Here is a 15,668-nt window from a genome sequence, read left to right on the forward strand (position 1 = left end):
TGGTCGACACAAATATGCTCTGACTCTCAGCCTTTATGGATTTCAAAACACGCTCTTAGGTGTATTTCTAGTGTAAGCGGTTTGGAATAGATTAAAAGTAGATTAAAATAAAGGTAAGCATATTAATGCCAATAGTGACATATGTTATGGTAAAATATAACTTCTTCAAAAATTACAATTTTGATACTTTTCCAACTTATAGACAGATATTAAGACCAAAATAATTTCCCCTTTTTGTATAATAACATTCACTTAATATAAGAAACTTACTTAGAGGATCCGCGAATAGTTCAATCCTTATAAAAACATCGCTACAAATATATTTTTACACAATATTGTATTTTTATTATATGGACGGCGTAATAAGCTGACGCTGTTTATATTTCATTACCAGATTGATGGCTGCAAAGCGGTTCTGTAGGAAAAAACGCACTTATCAGCGGGTTTGCCGTCGGGCGATCTAAACGCAAAGCAACAGAATTACGACAAACTGCTGACTAGCCATCTGAACCGAATTGCTGAGAAGCTGCAGCGTCAACAGTTCTTGGTCTCAACAATCACTGGTTTTTCATAGTAGGGGATCAAAGTCTCTTTGCCGATCAGCATTGCGTCTTGCCTGTTTCGCGGCCCCGCTGCCTCACTTGAAAACATTTTATTTAGACAAATAGATGCCAGCTGGTTTACGCTAATACCAACTGTCGTCTTCTATGACCACTACCAACCTAATTTACGTCGTTGATGACCAGGCAGACTACCGATTTCTGCTTCAGCAACTCTTTCGCCATTACCTGCCCGCTTACTCGGTCTCCCTCTTCGATGGGGGGCAGCCTTTGCTGGATAAACTATCCTGTTCAAAGCCCAAACCGAACCTCATCCTGCTGGATCGACACATGCCTGGTTTAGATAGGCATCAAACCTTGCTGGCTCTCAAGACAGATTCCCTCTACAAGCTCATTCCCGTAGTGATGATGAGTAGTGAAGCCTCGGCCCGTGAAATCAACGGCTGTTACGAGGCTGGCGTCAATTCGTTCTTGAGAAAACAGATTGACTTTCCAACGATGGCCGAAAAGATTAACTTGATCTGTCGATACTGGTTTGAGGAGAGTGTGCTACCGACTGAGGACTAACCCCAAAAAAGCTTCTTTTCGGAGGATAGCATAGACAGATCATACTAAGCGGGCGCGGTTCGTGTGGCGGCGTGGTGCGATAGATTTTGAGTTGTGGGGCTGATTTGAAGTACTCAATCCCCAAACGGTTTAATCTTCTACTTGTGGATGATTAGGCCAATATGGCTACCATTTCTTAGTTGAGTGGTTGCCTACTCGTTTCCTGAATTGGTTTGACCAAGTTGACTGTGTCCAGTAGAAAAATAGATGTGTTGTAGCAGGATCTTATCAAACGCTTAATTAGCGATCCATCTATGTGCGTACCAGTAGCAACGAATGCTATAAGCTTAGATTAACGTGCTGACGTGTTATGGATAGGCCCTAAAACGCCACCCCTGATAGATGGAGGGGTCTCGGCGCCGAAAAGACGCTTTCTCACTCGCTAAGGCAATACCCAGGCCAGTTAAGGCGGAGGCCGCTACCAGGGGCACGGTGGCCAGGGTTGGGCTACGGACAGTGCTACCACTCAGTAGACTGGAGGCGGCTCCGCCACCGGCTAGGCGTTGCCGGCTATAGCGCCGATGGCGCATGCGCACTACCTGCCCCAGTTGAATGCTGGTATACTGGCCCGGGACCAGCTTGAGCCGGAAGCTAGTAGAGTCGATCCAGGCCAGCTTGCCCCGCACAATTGTCGATTGATTGCCATCGACGATTTGGCATTCAACCCCCTGGTGTAACCGAAAGCGCCGGTGGCGGCTGGACTCTTCCTTAGTGGCTTGGATAAGCTGAGCCCAACTGGGGCCAACGCCCCAGCCAATCAGGAGTAATAAGCTGAACAATGATCGCATACCAGGTTATAGACTCGAATGGATTAAGAAGCGTTGGTATGCTTCTTGGCTTTTTGTTGGTCATTCGTTTGTCGTGCCAGAGCGCACCGTCATTCAGCTCTTCCAACGCTTGTCACCCCTTATCTTTAGGGATACCTGATGGCCATTCTTGTGGTCAACCAGACTGGCCGGTAAAATCCACTGCCTGTATAGGAGTTAGCCGTCTAAAGTCACCTACCCTACTAGGTGACAGATTCTATAGTAGCAGTGAAACATACCGAAAATGCTATACATTAGTGGGATAAACTAAAGACTATAGAATGAGCCAAACCATTACTTCCCGTAAGGTATTCGTCCTTGTTGCCATTGTTAGTACAATGATACTCCAGAGCTGTGCCACCCTCTTCACGGGGACTAAAGACACGATCCATTTTGACAGTCAGCCTTCCGGGGCCAAGGTAAGAATCGACGGCTTAGACGTAGGTCGTACTCCTGTTGACGTCAGTGTCAAGCGAAGTCTAAATGACAAAACAGCAACAATGCTTTTGGACGGACACGAGAGCCGCACATTTGAGATAAGTAAAGAGTTCAATACCATCAGCATTCTCAACTTATTCGGTATGATTGGCTGGGTTGTCGATGCGGCAACGGGGTCACTAATGAAGTATGATCAAAAAGCCTATTCTATTGAGCTGGAAACGTCAAAGAAAACCAACTGAGCGCATTGAGGTTGTCCAGTTTCAATCACTTATTTCATACTTATTGAGAGTCGACCAAGACCAACCATGCGGTTAGAACAAAAAGTAAATTGGCTAATTGCCTATGCGTTAGTTAGTACCGTCTTTATTATATCCTTACTATTAAGTGGATTCAGTAATAAGGAAAAGCACCTGACTGTAGAGGAACTGATTGCCAAGAAAATCACCGTCGTCGGCGAGGATAACCTGCCCAGAATGGTGTTAAGCAATGAGTACCGCCAACATCCGGGCCGAATGAACGGGAAAGAATGGGCAAAACGAGAACGCCCCTCAGGACTTATCTTCTTTAATGACAAGGGTGACGAATGTGGTGGCTTAATCTACCAGGTGAAAGAGAAAGATGGGACGATCAGTTCGGGCATGTCTTTCACCATGGACAACTATAAAGATGATCAGGTTATCCAGATTTTGAACGACGAGTATTATGCTGATGGAAAGGCCTCCGTTGAACGGGGCCTCATCATCAAGCAGTTTCCAGTAGGCTCTGATATTGATGATCGAATCAAGAAGATTACTGAATTGGAAAAGATTACTGATACAAAAGAACGGACGGCAAGGATTCAGGAATTAATTCAGAAAGAAGGGGCAAAGAGTCGCTTGTTTTTGGGTAGAACCAAGGCAAACAGCTCGGGTCTGTTCTTGTCTGATCCCCAGGGAAAGCCAAGAATGCGGATTTATGTTGACGAAAAGGGAGATCCTAAAATTCAGACGTTAAATGACAAAGGTGAAATAAGTGATCTGATACTGACTAAGTAGATTGGTCATCGATCGATGCTCAGGAGCGGTTAGAGTTTGGTGTCTATACCCTTAGTTTACGTCATTGGGTCTAGTGACCAGGATTTTCTCCGGCATAAGCAACACCAGCAGTAGGCGGGGTTGTCTATTTGTAGACTCTGATAGTCAGAGATGTTGAAAAAGAATGGGAGCAGGCAGGCTGTACCGAGTGGTATGGCCTGCTTGTTTTTTAGCTCCCGACAGAGACTGTAGTTCATGCGTCAACCCATCAAATGGGGCGTTTGATGACGCAGTAATTAATACATCCTGAACGGTCCACTGCTGGTAGAGAATCCGCCACGTACCCCTACGTGGTGACCATAAATTAGTACCTCCTGGATACTACAGACTGGTTTAGTTGACGACAAGGCGCCACTCGACTGTTATACAACCCTGCCCTGAACCGCCTCCCATCAAAGCTTCACCAAAGAAGACGCGAAGCGCTACTTACTCCCTATGGCCAAGGCTTTCTCAATCTTCGCGGCAATGCCTTGACTGGGACGCTCAGCGAAGTTTTCAATAATGTTTCCATCAGCTCCAATCAACACGTAATGAGGATACGTGCTCACAAGGTATTTCTCACTCAACGTTTTCGTCCAGGCACTATTCGCATACAGATCAATTGTCTTTAGACCAAACCGTTTTGAGGCCGCTTTCCACTTAACCAATTGTTGATTAGTGGCCGTCCCTGGTGTGCCAGTACAGATACTGACAATCTTGACGGGTTTATCCCTAAACTGCTCAACCAGTTTGTTCTCATACGGCATTTCCTTAATGCAAGCCCCGCAGGTCGTGAACCAAAAACTTAAGAAAACCACCTGACCTTTGTACTGACTAAGCGTGATGAGCGAATCACTCGCATCGACCAAGGCGAAATTGGGCGCTTTATCGCCTGATTGGAGTAGTTTCTTATTGTTACTGGCGTGTTGTTTGATGTAATCAACTAAGTATTGATATTGAGTGGGAAATTGTTTTTTAAAATTTTCCTCAACCCAAACTGGATCGTTCGCCGATCGGCTTAGCTCCCAGATTTCAACAAAAGAGCCTATAGTTTCGCCTAGTTCTTTTTTGGTATAATCAACCCGACTTTGCCATGAAAGAAGTTGTTTGGATTCCCGCATCTGCCATAAAAGTTGTTCCCGTAAAAAGCGCAGATAGTCATAGTGGTATATCGCGGCCTCATTCTTCACTTTGATTCGGCTTTTAAAGGCGTAATAGGAAGCCGGAATCACCTGTTCTTTCTTTTGATAGTCGGTCTGGTACCAAACCATATACACCCGAAGCCAGGCGTCTGAATAGTTCAGCGCATTTGTTTCGTAAGTTCTAAACCAACCAGGCAACGTATACTTTTTTTGATGATCTACCCAGAACTGGTACTGTTTCTGGTATGTTTCATCTATCATTTTCTGAAAAGGTATCAGATTAGCGGCTCGTACGCCCTCATTCATGCAGTCTTGTATAGGATCACCCAGCAGTCGGGTCTTGGTTTGATAATACTGCTGAATGGCTTTATTTTTTCCCTCGAAGGCGACCAATGGTTGTTGGGCAGCGTCACCGTATTTGGTTAGAATTAAAAGATGGACTGTGTCGCCAGGAGCACCCACAATTGTATAGGTGGAATCAGCAATGTAAAGAAAAGATCGCTCTACCGTTGTACATGGATTTTTCACGTAAATCTCGCTTCGCTCAACTGAGATGGAATCCTGAACAGAACTCACATCTTGAGGGAAGCTATGATACGTATCCAGCTTGAGGCGAAGGTTTCTAGATTGAGGCACCGACTTGATGTGCACCGTAAGCACCCCAGTCAGCTTCAGTTTGGGAAGTGATTCCTGTTTAGATTGGGCCAAACCGATGGTTAAACTAAAAAAGAGCAAGAAAGCCGTTTGTAATGATTTCATATTGGCTTCAGATTAAGTGAGGGAAGAAGGGTTGTTCAATATTAACTAAGCATTTAGTTAATAGCAACACTCTCTTATCTATTTCTGAAAAGGCAGGTGGTTCATATCTACCTTTACCTAGCCACTAGCGTTGCGGGTTTGTGGAGTACAGTAAAGGGCTGGCCGCTTGACAATAGCTTTCATCTCTTCAAACGCTCAGTCTCGTGGTTGAGGGTTTATTTAGACAATACTATCAGGCAGACAAGCAGAGGGGCATGCTCCTGTCAGGCAACTGAGCAGAGGTCAGGTAGACAACGCCTTCCCAATGCTTTTGGACTTGGATGATCTGAACCCCGTTCGCTAGCTGTCATGAAACAAGTCCAGAAAATTGCCGCTTTCGTTCGCCTTAAAACACGAAACGCCAAATGGCTCGTCGGACAGATTGCGCTCACCTATCTGGTGCTCTTTGCCGCCTTTACCTGGCTACTTGACTCGATTCAGCTCTACTCACAAACCCCTACCCAACAAATTCAAAAGGTATACACCGCTTCGCTGACGGCAACTGAGTCCGCAGCTGATTCGGCCCAGGTTGAAACCGTTAAGCAGTACTTGATGACCCACCCTACCATCGAGCAGGTCAGTGTGTCCTCCTTTAACACCCCCTTCAGCACCAATACCATTAGCTATCAACTGACCCATCAGGCCACGAAGCTATTCGCCAACGTGCGGTTTGTCGACCCAGCCTATGCCGCCATCTTAGCCCTTGATGTGCCCAGGGGGCGGTGGTTTGCTCAGGCTGACACTCAAACGGCCCCTGCCCCCGCCGTCATCAATACCACCCTGGCTCAACGACTATTTGCCAACCAGCCAGCCCTGGGCCAGCGGATTCAACTGAGTCAGCCCCCCTTTGCTGTCCAGGTGGTGGGCGTGGTTACCTACCGGGGAGCCAATGACGAATTGGAGCGGGCTCATAATGAGTTATTCTTGCTGACCTCTTCCGGTAATGCAGCCACTAGTTGGCGGCTGTTGCTCCGGAGCAGGACGCCCTTGACCACGGCTGAAGAAGCGGTTCTGATTGCTCAGGTGAAACAGGCTACCACCAGCGATATCCGGTTGGATAAAGTGGCTGACCAGAAACAGGGCCGGCGTCACCAGTTGCTAATGTGGAGGAGTCTGCAGGCGTTCATCACCGTCTTCTGTAGTTTATTCTGCGTGATTGGCTTGCTGGGCACGCTGTTAACCGAACTGTACCGACGACGGGAAGAGGTTGGTTTACGTCGCGTGGTCGGGGCCAGTCTGCCTCGTATCTGGCTTCACTTGCTGGTTGAGTACGGCAGTGTAAGTCTGTACGTGATGGGCCTGGCCTCCCTATTGACGATGCAATTTCCGCTGCTGGACCTGTTTGATCTGGCTTCAGGTCTTTACTGGCGCGCCATGGTGTTAGCTTGCTTATCGGTACTGGTCTTGTCGACTGCTTTTGTGGTTGGGGTTTACTATCCGCTACTACGGTTCACCCCCGCCTACTCGATAAAGCCGTATCGGGTAGACTGATTAGTTAGCTGTCTTAACCATCCCTTCGGCTGGTGGAGGCGCGTTTAGGGAGATTCAATGGGAGAAGTACTAATTCGTTTAGAGCGATCCCTTTCCAAAGAGGTAGTAAGTAGCTTCATCGCTTCCTAACGGACAACCGTCAATGACCCCACAAGTTCTCGTGCCTGAACTCCCTACAAGAGCCTGCCCCAGACTGCTTTACTTACAACTACCTGCACAAGTACAACTTCTACCGCAAACCGCAATAGGTTGTATATTCGCCCCCCAACCAATGAGGCCAGACTCAAAGCATACTCACCTATGAAACGACCAAGCCTTACCCCCCTTTGTGCTATCAGCCTATGGTTTGGATTGATCAGCTGTAAAGAAGTGGCCCTATTGGACCGCACATACCAGCGGCTATCCATCGACAATTTTTCCGCCCCCCTCCGCTCTCGACTACCCAATCGCGAAAACTTTCCTAGCTCTATAACCCTACGGGCGAGCGGCACCATTAGCAAGCCGGTCTTCGTAACGGTGTTTTACGTGCAGGCCGGGCGGCCAACTTACCCAGCCTTACAGGATACCTTAGCCGCGGGCACCTACACCGATTGGCAGATAAGACAGGATTTCTATTCCCGAGAGGAAATTGAACTACAGGTAACGGGTGCACCAGGAACGACTGGATCACTCACCCTGGAATGGTATTGTCAATAAAGCGCAAGAACTCATTATGAACCGATTTATCGTACTCGCCATTGGCTTACTGTTCTCGGGACTACTTCGAGCGCAAAGCCCCTTCCATCGGTATTCAGCGCGCTTGGGTGTCGATCTGACCAGCTTAGATGCGCCTGACGACGTTGGTCCTCGTTACGTTGCCCGCCTGGCCAGGCATCTTGGCCAGGACCGCATCATCATCGCCGCTGAAGCCGGATACATGCGCGTGACAACCGCTAATCAACTCTTCAACACCATAGATCCAGGCGCTAATCAGCGCGAGCGGTTTACCACGGAACTGAGCGTGTTGGTCGATGCCTTGTCTAGCCCGCGTCACGCCTTACGGGTAGGCGGAGGCCTATCAGCCTGGTACCGACGCGATGACCTTTACCGGGGGGCCACTACCCTTGGTCGGGACAGTTATACAATTGATCGGCGGATACAACGTGGATTGACCACGGGCTGGCACCTAGGGGTCGAATACGGCTGGCGCTTTGACGAGCACTGGAGTGTGGATGGGCGCTTGCGGCTGACTAGTCTTCAGGAGGCCGGTGTAAGTTCTGCCTTGGGTACGGGTCTCAGTTATCACTTCTAGAATGAAATGCCCATTGTTTGAACAGATACATGCGCGTTCACTCCTCTCATGGATGAGCGTTAAATGAAACAAAGGTGTCTGCCTAGGTTAATTACCGGTTGGTTAGCGTTCTAGATAAGAAGAGGGCGAGTCCTAGGCTCAATCACCAGGAAGCGAATAGTAAATTGCAATACGCTGGCTGAAGAGCTACATTATGGAATAAGCTGAATTCACACTCAGCTGTGCCATATTCACAGTGCGGCATAATCGGTACGCAGTAGCGGTTGACCTTTGTCCCATAAACATCCGCTCGATGAAACGTATCCGACTCTTGCTACTTCTGTTTGCGGGTTGGCCCCTCAGCCTATATGCCCAGATCAACTGGGGGGACTACTCCCAGAGCTATCCCGACCAAGCGCTGAATAAACCCCAGACGGTGGCGTTGATCCTGGCCATTCCCAAACTCAATAATTCGTTCTGGACTCGCCAGGCAACGAGCCCCCTCTTTGAGCGATTCGCTAAAGATGCGACTGTCAAGGAGACCCGTCTGACCGAATCGATTGCCCGAACCAGCTTCGACACCGCCCGTGCGCAGTTCTTTCTGCACGGGGTGAACCAAGGCAATGCTGCCGACTACCAGTATCGCGTAGTAGAATATCCGGGCCGCCGGATACTTGAGCCCTGGCGAGCAATCACCCGCTTCACTGATTCCAGCGTGATCAACAGCTCAACTTTACCACAGATGGCTTACCTGGGTGGTTACAAGGCGCCGCTGGGCCGGATGGTCGTCGTGGACGTCAGGCGGCAGGGGCAGACGCCAATCATCGCTACCAGTCTGGTCGCCTGGGAGCCAATCCGACCCACGGTGTCGAACATCTACACCTCCGACGATCTAGACGTGTTTTTGCAAAAGCTGCAGTACCCCTGGGTCAAATCAAGAACAGATAACCAGGCTCCTGCTTACTCGCTGACGGAGCTGAAGCTAGCGGCCACCAATTCGAATCTGGTGTACAAGTTAACCGCGGATATCTACTCTAAGACTCAACTCCAGTATCAGCTGCTGCGCGACGACCAGCTTGTTCGTTCGTGGGCCGATAACGAGTATGACAATGGCTTCATCTGGCTGAAGGGGTTTGCCCCGGGCCGGTATCGCCTGCAGATCCGCTATACCGCCCAGCCCCAACACGTCGCTGAGTATCGCTTTCAGGTAGAACCGGCCTGGTACCAGTCGATCTGGTTTAGACTGGCAATGGCGGGGGTGACGGTCCTGGTTATTGGCCTGATTATAGTCGCTCTATTGTTGGTTCGACAGCGGACCAAAACCCAGCAGGAGACGATGAACAAAGAAAAACGCCAACTCGAACTGCGGGCGCTGTATGCCCAGCTAAACCCGCATTTTGTTTTCAACGCCCTCAGCTCGATTCAGGGCCTCGTTAACCAGCAGGACCTAAAAGGGGCGAATGCCTACCTAGCCGATTTTGCCCGGCTGATGCGCGAGTCGCTGGCGGGCGGTAACCGGGAGGAAACCTCGCTCCAACAAGAGGTGCAGACAATGGAGACCTACCTGAAATTGGAACAACTGCGGTTTGGCTTTCGCTACACCATCCGGGTCAGTGACCAACTGGACGTCTACACCACCAGTTTGCCCTCGTTACTCTGGCAGCCACTGCTGGAAAACGCGGTGAAACACGGAGTTGCCTTATTGCAGGGGGCGGGCCAGATTACCCTCTGGATTGACACGGTCGAGGATACCCTACGTATCCGTATTACCGATAACGGCAACGGCATGCCTGACCACGTCTCTACGATCGGCTATGGCCTGGCCCTGACCCGTGACCGCATCCGGCTCCTAAACGAATTAAACCCCGAGCAACCCATTACGCTGGCGTTTACCAAACCGGCGGTGGGGGCAGAGGTAACGCTCATCTTTAGCCATTGGCTGGCATGAAAGCAGTTTTGATTGACGACGAACCCTATAACCTGCGCAACCTGCAGGCCCTACTAAGCGCCTACTGCCCCCAGGTCGAGGTATGCGCGGTGGCGCTCAACGCGGAAGCGGGCAAAGCAGCCCTGCACACTCATCAGCCGGAGTTGCTGTTTCTGGATATCCAGATGCCGCAGCAGGATGGCTTTACCCTGCTGCGTAGCCTGGCCACCTACGATTTTGAGGTTATTTTCGTCACCGCCTACGATCAATACGCCATTCAGGCGATGCGGCTGGCGGCGGTCGATTACTTATTAAAGCCTGTCGACATCAGGGAGTTGCAGGCTGCCGTGGCCAAAGCCGCCCGGCAACATCGGTTGAAAGCGCAGAGCGGGCAGGTTGAGCAGTTGATGCAGTGGTTGCAGTCGCAGTCCCGTAGTGAAACCCAGACGATTGCCCTGGCCACCACGCAGGAAACCCGCTTTGTGCGCGTGAGTGAGATTGTGCGCTGCGAGTCGTCGAACAACTACACCACGGTCGTACTGGCCGACGGCACGACCGTACTGGTGAGCAAACCCATCTACGAATACGACGAGCTGTTAAGTGGCTACGGCTTCCTGCGTTGCCACCAGTCGCACCTGGTCAACAAGGCATTCGTCAGAAGCTGGCGAAAAGAGTACGGCGATTTCCTGGTGCTGACCGATGGCAACCAAGTGCCCATTTCCCGGGGCAAAAAAGAAGCCGTCAAACGGGCGCTACAGGGCTAAAGCTTCCGGACTTGCACCGCCCGCTTTTTCGTATAGCCAACTAAGTCAACCAAACCCTACCACTGATGATCCGCTTATCTGCTCTCTGGTTGCTTCTTTTTTTTACCGGCTCCCCGCTGCTGGGGCAGACCGCCCCCCAATCGGACTCGCCTGTTCGGTTGTCAGAAACCTATGAATTGGCCAACATCATCCTGGCCCTGACGGAGTACGGTAAAACGGATCCTTGGGAAGTTGCCCAGCAATCAAGTTACTACCGGCAGGTGCGGGCGCACTTTGATCCGTACTACCGTCATCCGCTCCTGGCGAAGGTAAATTACTCGCGTCAGGAGTGGGCGAATTACCTCAGCTTCCGCACGGATGCCTACGGCTTTGCCTTCGACAGTGCCAGTCACCTGGTTCGGCGGATTGCACTAGTGACCAATAAGGGGTTAAACCCCTTCGAGGACAACCTGGCGCTAATCGAGGATTTCGTCAACACGACCGGTTTCCGGCAGTTTTACCGCCAGCACTTGCCCTATTATCGGGAGCTGGCTGATGCCTATCTGGTTTCGCAACATTACCCGCAGATGCGCCAGTTTCTGGAAACCGAATTGGGGAAACGCCCAGAGATTACCGCCTACGCCACTGTCTTGTCCCCCCTGGTAGGCCGCATGAATTGTCATCGCCTGGTGGCGGGCGTGGGAACCGACTTTAGTTCGCTGCCCACGTTTCTGCTAGCGGGTACCCCCGGGCAGACCGCTAGCGAAGAAGCTATTGCATCGGGCACCCATATGCTCTTTACGGAACTGGATCACGCGTTCGTCAATCCACTCACCCAAGTGCACCGGGCGCTGGTGGTAGCCAACTTTGCCAATGCCCAGTGGGATACGGGCAGTGGCTACGAGACGGATAGCTTGGCGACGTTCAACGAATATATGACCTGGGCGGTATACGATCTGTTTTTACAACGATATTTCCCCACTGTGGCCGCCCAGGTGAGCACTGACTGGATGCTGCAAAACGAAACGCGGGGCTTTTATGCCAGCGCGCTGTTTCACGGCGCACTCACCGAGCTCTACCAACACCGGAAGCCAGGCCAGACCCTGCAAGACCTCTACCCAACCTTCATCAAACGACTGGGTGGACTCAAAGCCTTGCTACAAAAACCGGTTATTCAGTCCTGTAACTTAGCCGACCAGACGATTAGCGCTAGTACGGCGCGTTTTGTCATCCACTTCTCCGAGCCGATGCAGCCGCTGCCCGTTCTTGAGGTTGTCTGGCTTGTTAAGCACCAGGACGCCGTCAAGCAGCTACCGCTCCTGCTGAGTGGTGAGCGCAACGGACTGGTCTGGTCAGCGGATGGGAGCACCGTAGGTTTCACGATCAAGCTGGCTAGTCATGCGCAAAATGTGTTGGTCTTCAACTACCCCTGGAAAACCAAGACGCCACTCAAAAGCCGCCGTGGTGTAGATTTACCGCCCTTCACCCAAGTGAAGACGAGTGTAAAATAAGAGCGGATGGCACAAATAGTTAATGGCTTATTAAACGCCCGGATTGAGATATACATGAAACCCCTTTCGTATCAAGTAGGAGCGTTCTATGCTAATAAGCGAAAGGAAGAAATCTATAATGATAACCTCCACGAATGTGGGTATTGCATCGGCCGTATTTTAGCGCTGTATTCGGGATAAATGTATATCCAGGGTATCGGGACCCAAAACGCCCTGTAACCGCATCGCATCAGTTGTCCGATTACTGACAACGGCACGCAACGTGTCATGGGAATAGAAAGCTACCTGTAGGCTATTTCGTGAGCTATCAAAGTCATAGCTGCCCGATCGAGCCTCCCATGATTCAAATCGATAGGGATTCGGAGTAAAGGCACAACCCATCTGCCCCGCAAAATATATCCGGCTCCAGGCCCGAGAATCGGTTAACCAGGCTGTAGCGGATTGAGGTTGACCGTTGCGGACTAGTTTCTCCACTTTCCAGCTGCCTTTCAGCAGTTGATTTTCCGGCTGAGAGTCAATACGCAGTTTTAACGAAATAAAAGCAATAGCCAATGGCAGTAGCCGCAGGCTGTACTTGACCCAGCGACGGTTTGAGACAATGTCAGGAAGCTGATGCGCCAAATCAACCAAGATGACTTTGAGTCGGTCTCGGTTGAGAAAAAGGAAAAACACTAAGGCTAACGAATAGACAACGGAATTGAAAAAGGCGCCAGCCGCAATGTGATAGAAGAGGTTAATCAGCACAATGTTAACCATCACGGGCAGCAGAATCAGCACGCCCAGTAGGGTTGTCCGGCGGTAGAGCAGTAAACCCGCTCCCCCGATTTGCACCAGGCCAATGATGACGGCCAAGGGGGAGGAGTATCCATAGTAGTACCAGGTTAAGCTCATGCCACTTAGTGAGCTTAAGGGGGTGTCAAGAAAAAAGTCTGGTGTTTGAAACTGGGTTTTTAAAATTTTGGCAAAGCCATAGGTCGAGATTGAGAAAGCCAACCAATAACGAATGATCCCCTGTAGCCAGGCATGTTGTAGCGGGCTAGTACTGGTGTTGGCTTGCTCTCGTCGATGCCATAGCCAGACATAGATCAAGCTGCTGAGCAGGGCTGTTGCCATCAACCCAATCAGGAAGTAGGCAAGATAGGGGCCGTATCTTTCTAATAATGATAAGGGAAAGAACTGCAAAGGGATAAAAAGCAGATTTAGCAGAGCGGTCGTTGCTAGAACAGCCTCACAAGATTTGAAGAACCAGGAGGTACGCTGATAGGCAATGGCTTGTAACATGGATTTATTGGTAGGTGGAGCTAGCTACCAGGGTAAAGGTGTTGGCTTGCCAGCCTACTCACCCCTCGTGCCAGCCCATCAATTTTTACAAGCATAAACTCACTAGCCGTGGTCAGCTATTCCGTATGCCATCGATTAAGTTGAACCGAAACTAAAATCAGGGTTACGCAATTACTTCCTATTTTGCATCGCTCAAGTTGTATGGCGAAGGTGTCGTAAACAATGAAGCATTCACCTATCGAAGAGCAGGTTTTAACATAGAGGAAACAACTCAGTATAAACGCGTATGAAACCCATAGTGCTCTTGCTGGCTATGTCTAGTTTCTTCACTACCAGTTTATTGGCTCAAAAGCACTTATCAATAGCCCCAACCTATTGGTTCGATTATGGCACCCTTTCCTACAACGCTAAGCTGCTTGGCGCTGGAATTACCGTTCCCATTTCAACCAATCAGATTAACTCTTCGGCGGGCTTAACGGCTCATTACCACTTTACGCCTAAGTGGGATGCGTCGGTGGGCATACGCTATAGCTGGATCTCCACCCATGTAAATGATCCATCCGATCCCAATATCACCTATTCTGGAAAGAGAACCTTTCATGCCCAAGCCTTTGAGTTACCGGCTTTTATCAATTACCGGCCTAGTATTCATCGTTTCTCCCCTTACTTGTCAGCCGGTACGTTTTTAACCAAAAACAAAACCGATGCCGCTGCCCCCATCAACATCAATGGCTCGGTAGGCATTGGCGTTGACTACCGAATCAATTCGGGCTTGTCCTTATTGATCCAGCCCACCGCTAGTTACTTGTTCACTCGCTTGGCCAATACTACTCAGGTCGAGTACGACTATAAAAAATCTTACAGCTTTGGCCTACAGACTCAGTTGATCTGGCACCTTTAGCTCCTGATATACCGTATTTTTAGGTGAGGGAGTTGTATCAGGCTCTTGTGTCTAACGCCGTTAAAGCGCTCAAATTGGCCCAGTTTAAGAGTAGATACTGTTACTTCGTTTCAAGAACGAGCATTTAATGAGATCGAATTCAGAAGGTACAGGTTGACAAACTAAATAAGGATTTCCTCGACGCCTGCTTTACTTGGAAAAGGAACCCTCCTATATCAGCATAAAAAATATATCCTGGACTTCTCAGAAAACGGATTTGGACTTCTCAGAAAAGCCGCGCCAAGGAACGTAATCTAATTTTGCCTCATAAACAATTACAACTATGGCAAAGACAGTGTTAGTTACAGGCGCTTCGGCAGGAATTGGAAAAGCAACCGCTATTTTACTCGCCCAGAACGGGTACAACGTCTACGGGGCGGCACGCAGAACCGAGAAAATGCACGATCTCAGCAGTTACGGCATCAAGCCAATTGCATTGGACGTAACCTTGGAGGAAAGCATCGTTAACTGTGTGAAACAAATTACCAACGAAGCCGGAACAATTGATATTCTGGTTAATAATGCCGGCTTCGGTTCGAGTGGAGCCGTAGAAGATCTATCCATTGAGGATGCACGGTATCAGCTCGACGTGAATCTGTTTGGTGCCATGCGGTTGACTCAATTGGTTCTACCAGCAATGCGGGCCAATAAATGGGGCAAAATTGTAAATATTTCGTCCATAGGCGGCAAAGTTGCCTTTCCGCTAGCCGGTTGGTATCATGCCAGCAAGTTTGCGCTGGAGGCCTTGAGTGACAGCTTACGCATGGAAGTAAACCAGTTCGGAATTGACGTCATTGTCATTGAACCGGGTGGTATAAAATCAGAGTGGGCCGACATTTCCAATGAAAAAATGACCGCTGTCTCAGGACATACTGCCTACAAGGACATGGTGGCCTCCACGCAGAAAGCCACCACGAACCTGGCTCTCCCGGAACCAATCGTTATTGCAAAATTGATCAAAGAAGGCATTGAAGCGAAACGACCCAAAACGCGCTATGTCGGCGGATATGGCGCAAAACCAATCCTTTTTCTGCGCAAAATTTTGCCAGACACCTTGTTTCAAAAGGTAATTTTGAGCCAAACAAAAGGCTAATTCCCGA

Annotated in this window: 14 protein-coding genes; 11 read left to right on the forward strand and 3 right to left on the reverse strand. The window is 49.6% G+C overall.

Translation table 11 applies throughout. The features are described from left to right. Nucleotides 1-707: 707 nt before the first annotated feature. Nucleotides 708-1,127 (forward strand): response regulator, encoded by a 420-nt coding sequence (locus tag ACYVAD_RS12590; protein WP_461139850.1) that lies wholly within the window; start codon nt 708-710, stop codon nt 1,125-1,127. Between the two features lie 347 nt (nt 1,128-1,474). On the opposite strand, the gene ACYVAD_RS12595 is transcribed toward ACYVAD_RS12590, so the two are convergent. Then, nucleotides 1,475-1,954, reverse strand: coding sequence for a hypothetical protein (locus ACYVAD_RS12595; protein ID WP_461139851.1), 480 nt, complete (start codon nt 1,952-1,954; stop codon nt 1,475-1,477). A gap of 299 nt (nt 1,955-2,253) precedes the next feature. Between ACYVAD_RS12595 and ACYVAD_RS12600 the strand changes: the two genes are divergently transcribed. Then, entirely contained in the window at nt 2,254-2,652 is a 399-nt protein-coding gene (locus ACYVAD_RS12600) for a PEGA domain-containing protein (RefSeq protein ID WP_461139852.1), read from the forward strand. A gap of 66 nt (nt 2,653-2,718) precedes the next feature. Continuing rightward, complete coding sequence (locus tag ACYVAD_RS12605; RefSeq protein ID WP_461139853.1) at nt 2,719-3,447, forward strand: hypothetical protein; 729 nt, start codon at nt 2,719-2,721, stop codon at nt 3,445-3,447. Nucleotides 3,448-3,908: 461 nt separating this feature from the next. Here the strand turns inward: ACYVAD_RS12605 and ACYVAD_RS12610 are convergent, their stop codons facing one another. Further along, nucleotides 3,909-5,366: a TlpA family protein disulfide reductase gene (locus ACYVAD_RS12610; RefSeq protein ID WP_461139854.1), complete on the reverse strand. Its 1,458-nt coding sequence runs from the start codon at nt 5,364-5,366 to the stop codon at nt 3,909-3,911. Nucleotides 5,367-5,714: 348 nt separating this feature from the next. Between ACYVAD_RS12610 and ACYVAD_RS12615 the strand changes: the two genes are divergently transcribed. From ACYVAD_RS12615 to ACYVAD_RS12640, 6 genes are all read left to right on the forward strand, one after another. Next, complete coding sequence (locus ACYVAD_RS12615; RefSeq protein WP_461139855.1) at nt 5,715-6,896, forward strand: ABC transporter permease; 1,182 nt, start codon at nt 5,715-5,717, stop codon at nt 6,894-6,896. A gap of 300 nt (nt 6,897-7,196) precedes the next feature. Beyond that, a complete protein-coding gene (locus ACYVAD_RS12620) occupies nt 7,197-7,592 on the forward strand; it encodes a hypothetical protein (RefSeq protein ID WP_461139856.1) in 396 nt (131 codons plus the stop codon). A gap of 16 nt (nt 7,593-7,608) precedes the next feature. Next, nucleotides 7,609-8,187 carry a hypothetical protein gene (locus tag ACYVAD_RS12625; RefSeq protein ID WP_461139857.1) on the forward strand — a complete coding sequence of 193 codons (579 nt, stop codon included), beginning with the start codon at nt 7,609-7,611 and terminating at the stop codon, nt 8,185-8,187. 292 nt (nt 8,188-8,479) lie between these two features. Then, nucleotides 8,480-10,114, forward strand: a complete 1,635-nt coding sequence (locus ACYVAD_RS12630; protein WP_461139858.1) for a histidine kinase — start codon at nt 8,480-8,482, stop codon at nt 10,112-10,114. Further along, nucleotides 10,111-10,857 (forward strand): LytR/AlgR family response regulator transcription factor, encoded by a 747-nt coding sequence (locus ACYVAD_RS12635; protein WP_461139859.1) that lies wholly within the window; start codon nt 10,111-10,113, stop codon nt 10,855-10,857. The genes ACYVAD_RS12630 and ACYVAD_RS12635 overlap by 4 nt, the downstream gene beginning before the upstream one ends. A gap of 65 nt (nt 10,858-10,922) precedes the next feature. Then, entirely contained in the window at nt 10,923-12,347 is a 1,425-nt protein-coding gene (locus ACYVAD_RS12640; RefSeq protein ID WP_461139860.1) for a DUF4932 domain-containing protein, read from the forward strand. Nucleotides 12,348-12,506: 159 nt separating this feature from the next. Here ACYVAD_RS12640 and ACYVAD_RS12645 read toward each other — a convergent pair whose 3' ends face one another. Next, on the reverse strand, nt 12,507-13,628 hold the full coding sequence (locus ACYVAD_RS12645; protein WP_461139861.1) for a hypothetical protein: 1,122 nt from the start codon (nt 13,626-13,628) through the stop codon (nt 12,507-12,509). A gap of 286 nt (nt 13,629-13,914) precedes the next feature. On the opposite strand from ACYVAD_RS12645, the gene ACYVAD_RS12650 reads away from it, so the two are divergent. Together ACYVAD_RS12650 and ACYVAD_RS12655 are read left to right on the forward strand one after the other, a co-directional pair. Further along, nucleotides 13,915-14,529, forward strand: coding sequence for an outer membrane beta-barrel protein (locus ACYVAD_RS12650; RefSeq protein ID WP_461139862.1), 615 nt, complete (start codon nt 13,915-13,917; stop codon nt 14,527-14,529). Nucleotides 14,530-14,851: 322 nt separating this feature from the next. After that, nucleotides 14,852-15,661, forward strand: coding sequence for an oxidoreductase (locus tag ACYVAD_RS12655; protein WP_461139863.1), 810 nt, complete (start codon nt 14,852-14,854; stop codon nt 15,659-15,661). The last annotated feature ends 7 nt before the right edge of the window (nt 15,662-15,668 follow it).

This window comes from Spirosoma pomorum (assembly GCF_054776615.1).

Coding starts and splice junctions, on each gene's coding strand:
- ACYVAD_RS12595 (WP_461139851.1), bottom strand. CDS start 1,954: ATGCGATCATTGTTCAGCTTATTACTCCTGATTGGCTGGGGCGTTGGC.
- ACYVAD_RS12620 (WP_461139856.1), top strand. CDS start 7,197: ATGAAACGACCAAGCCTTACCCCCCTTTGTGCTATCAGCCTATGGTTT.
- ACYVAD_RS12615 (WP_461139855.1), top strand. CDS start 5,715: ATGAAACAAGTCCAGAAAATTGCCGCTTTCGTTCGCCTTAAAACACGA.
- ACYVAD_RS12590 (WP_461139850.1), top strand. CDS start 708: ATGACCACTACCAACCTAATTTACGTCGTTGATGACCAGGCAGACTAC.
- ACYVAD_RS12645 (WP_461139861.1), bottom strand. CDS start 13,628: ATGTTACAAGCCATTGCCTATCAGCGTACCTCCTGGTTCTTCAAATCT.
- ACYVAD_RS12625 (WP_461139857.1), top strand. CDS start 7,609: ATGAACCGATTTATCGTACTCGCCATTGGCTTACTGTTCTCGGGACTA.
- ACYVAD_RS12640 (WP_461139860.1), top strand. CDS start 10,923: ATGATCCGCTTATCTGCTCTCTGGTTGCTTCTTTTTTTTACCGGCTCC.
- ACYVAD_RS12630 (WP_461139858.1), top strand. CDS start 8,480: ATGAAACGTATCCGACTCTTGCTACTTCTGTTTGCGGGTTGGCCCCTC.
- ACYVAD_RS12610 (WP_461139854.1), bottom strand. CDS start 5,366: ATGAAATCATTACAAACGGCTTTCTTGCTCTTTTTTAGTTTAACCATC.
- ACYVAD_RS12635 (WP_461139859.1), top strand. CDS start 10,111: ATGAAAGCAGTTTTGATTGACGACGAACCCTATAACCTGCGCAACCTG.
- ACYVAD_RS12655 (WP_461139863.1), top strand. CDS start 14,852: ATGGCAAAGACAGTGTTAGTTACAGGCGCTTCGGCAGGAATTGGAAAA.
- ACYVAD_RS12650 (WP_461139862.1), top strand. CDS start 13,915: ATGAAACCCATAGTGCTCTTGCTGGCTATGTCTAGTTTCTTCACTACC.
- ACYVAD_RS12600 (WP_461139852.1), top strand. CDS start 2,254: ATGAGCCAAACCATTACTTCCCGTAAGGTATTCGTCCTTGTTGCCATT.
- ACYVAD_RS12605 (WP_461139853.1), top strand. CDS start 2,719: ATGCGGTTAGAACAAAAAGTAAATTGGCTAATTGCCTATGCGTTAGTT.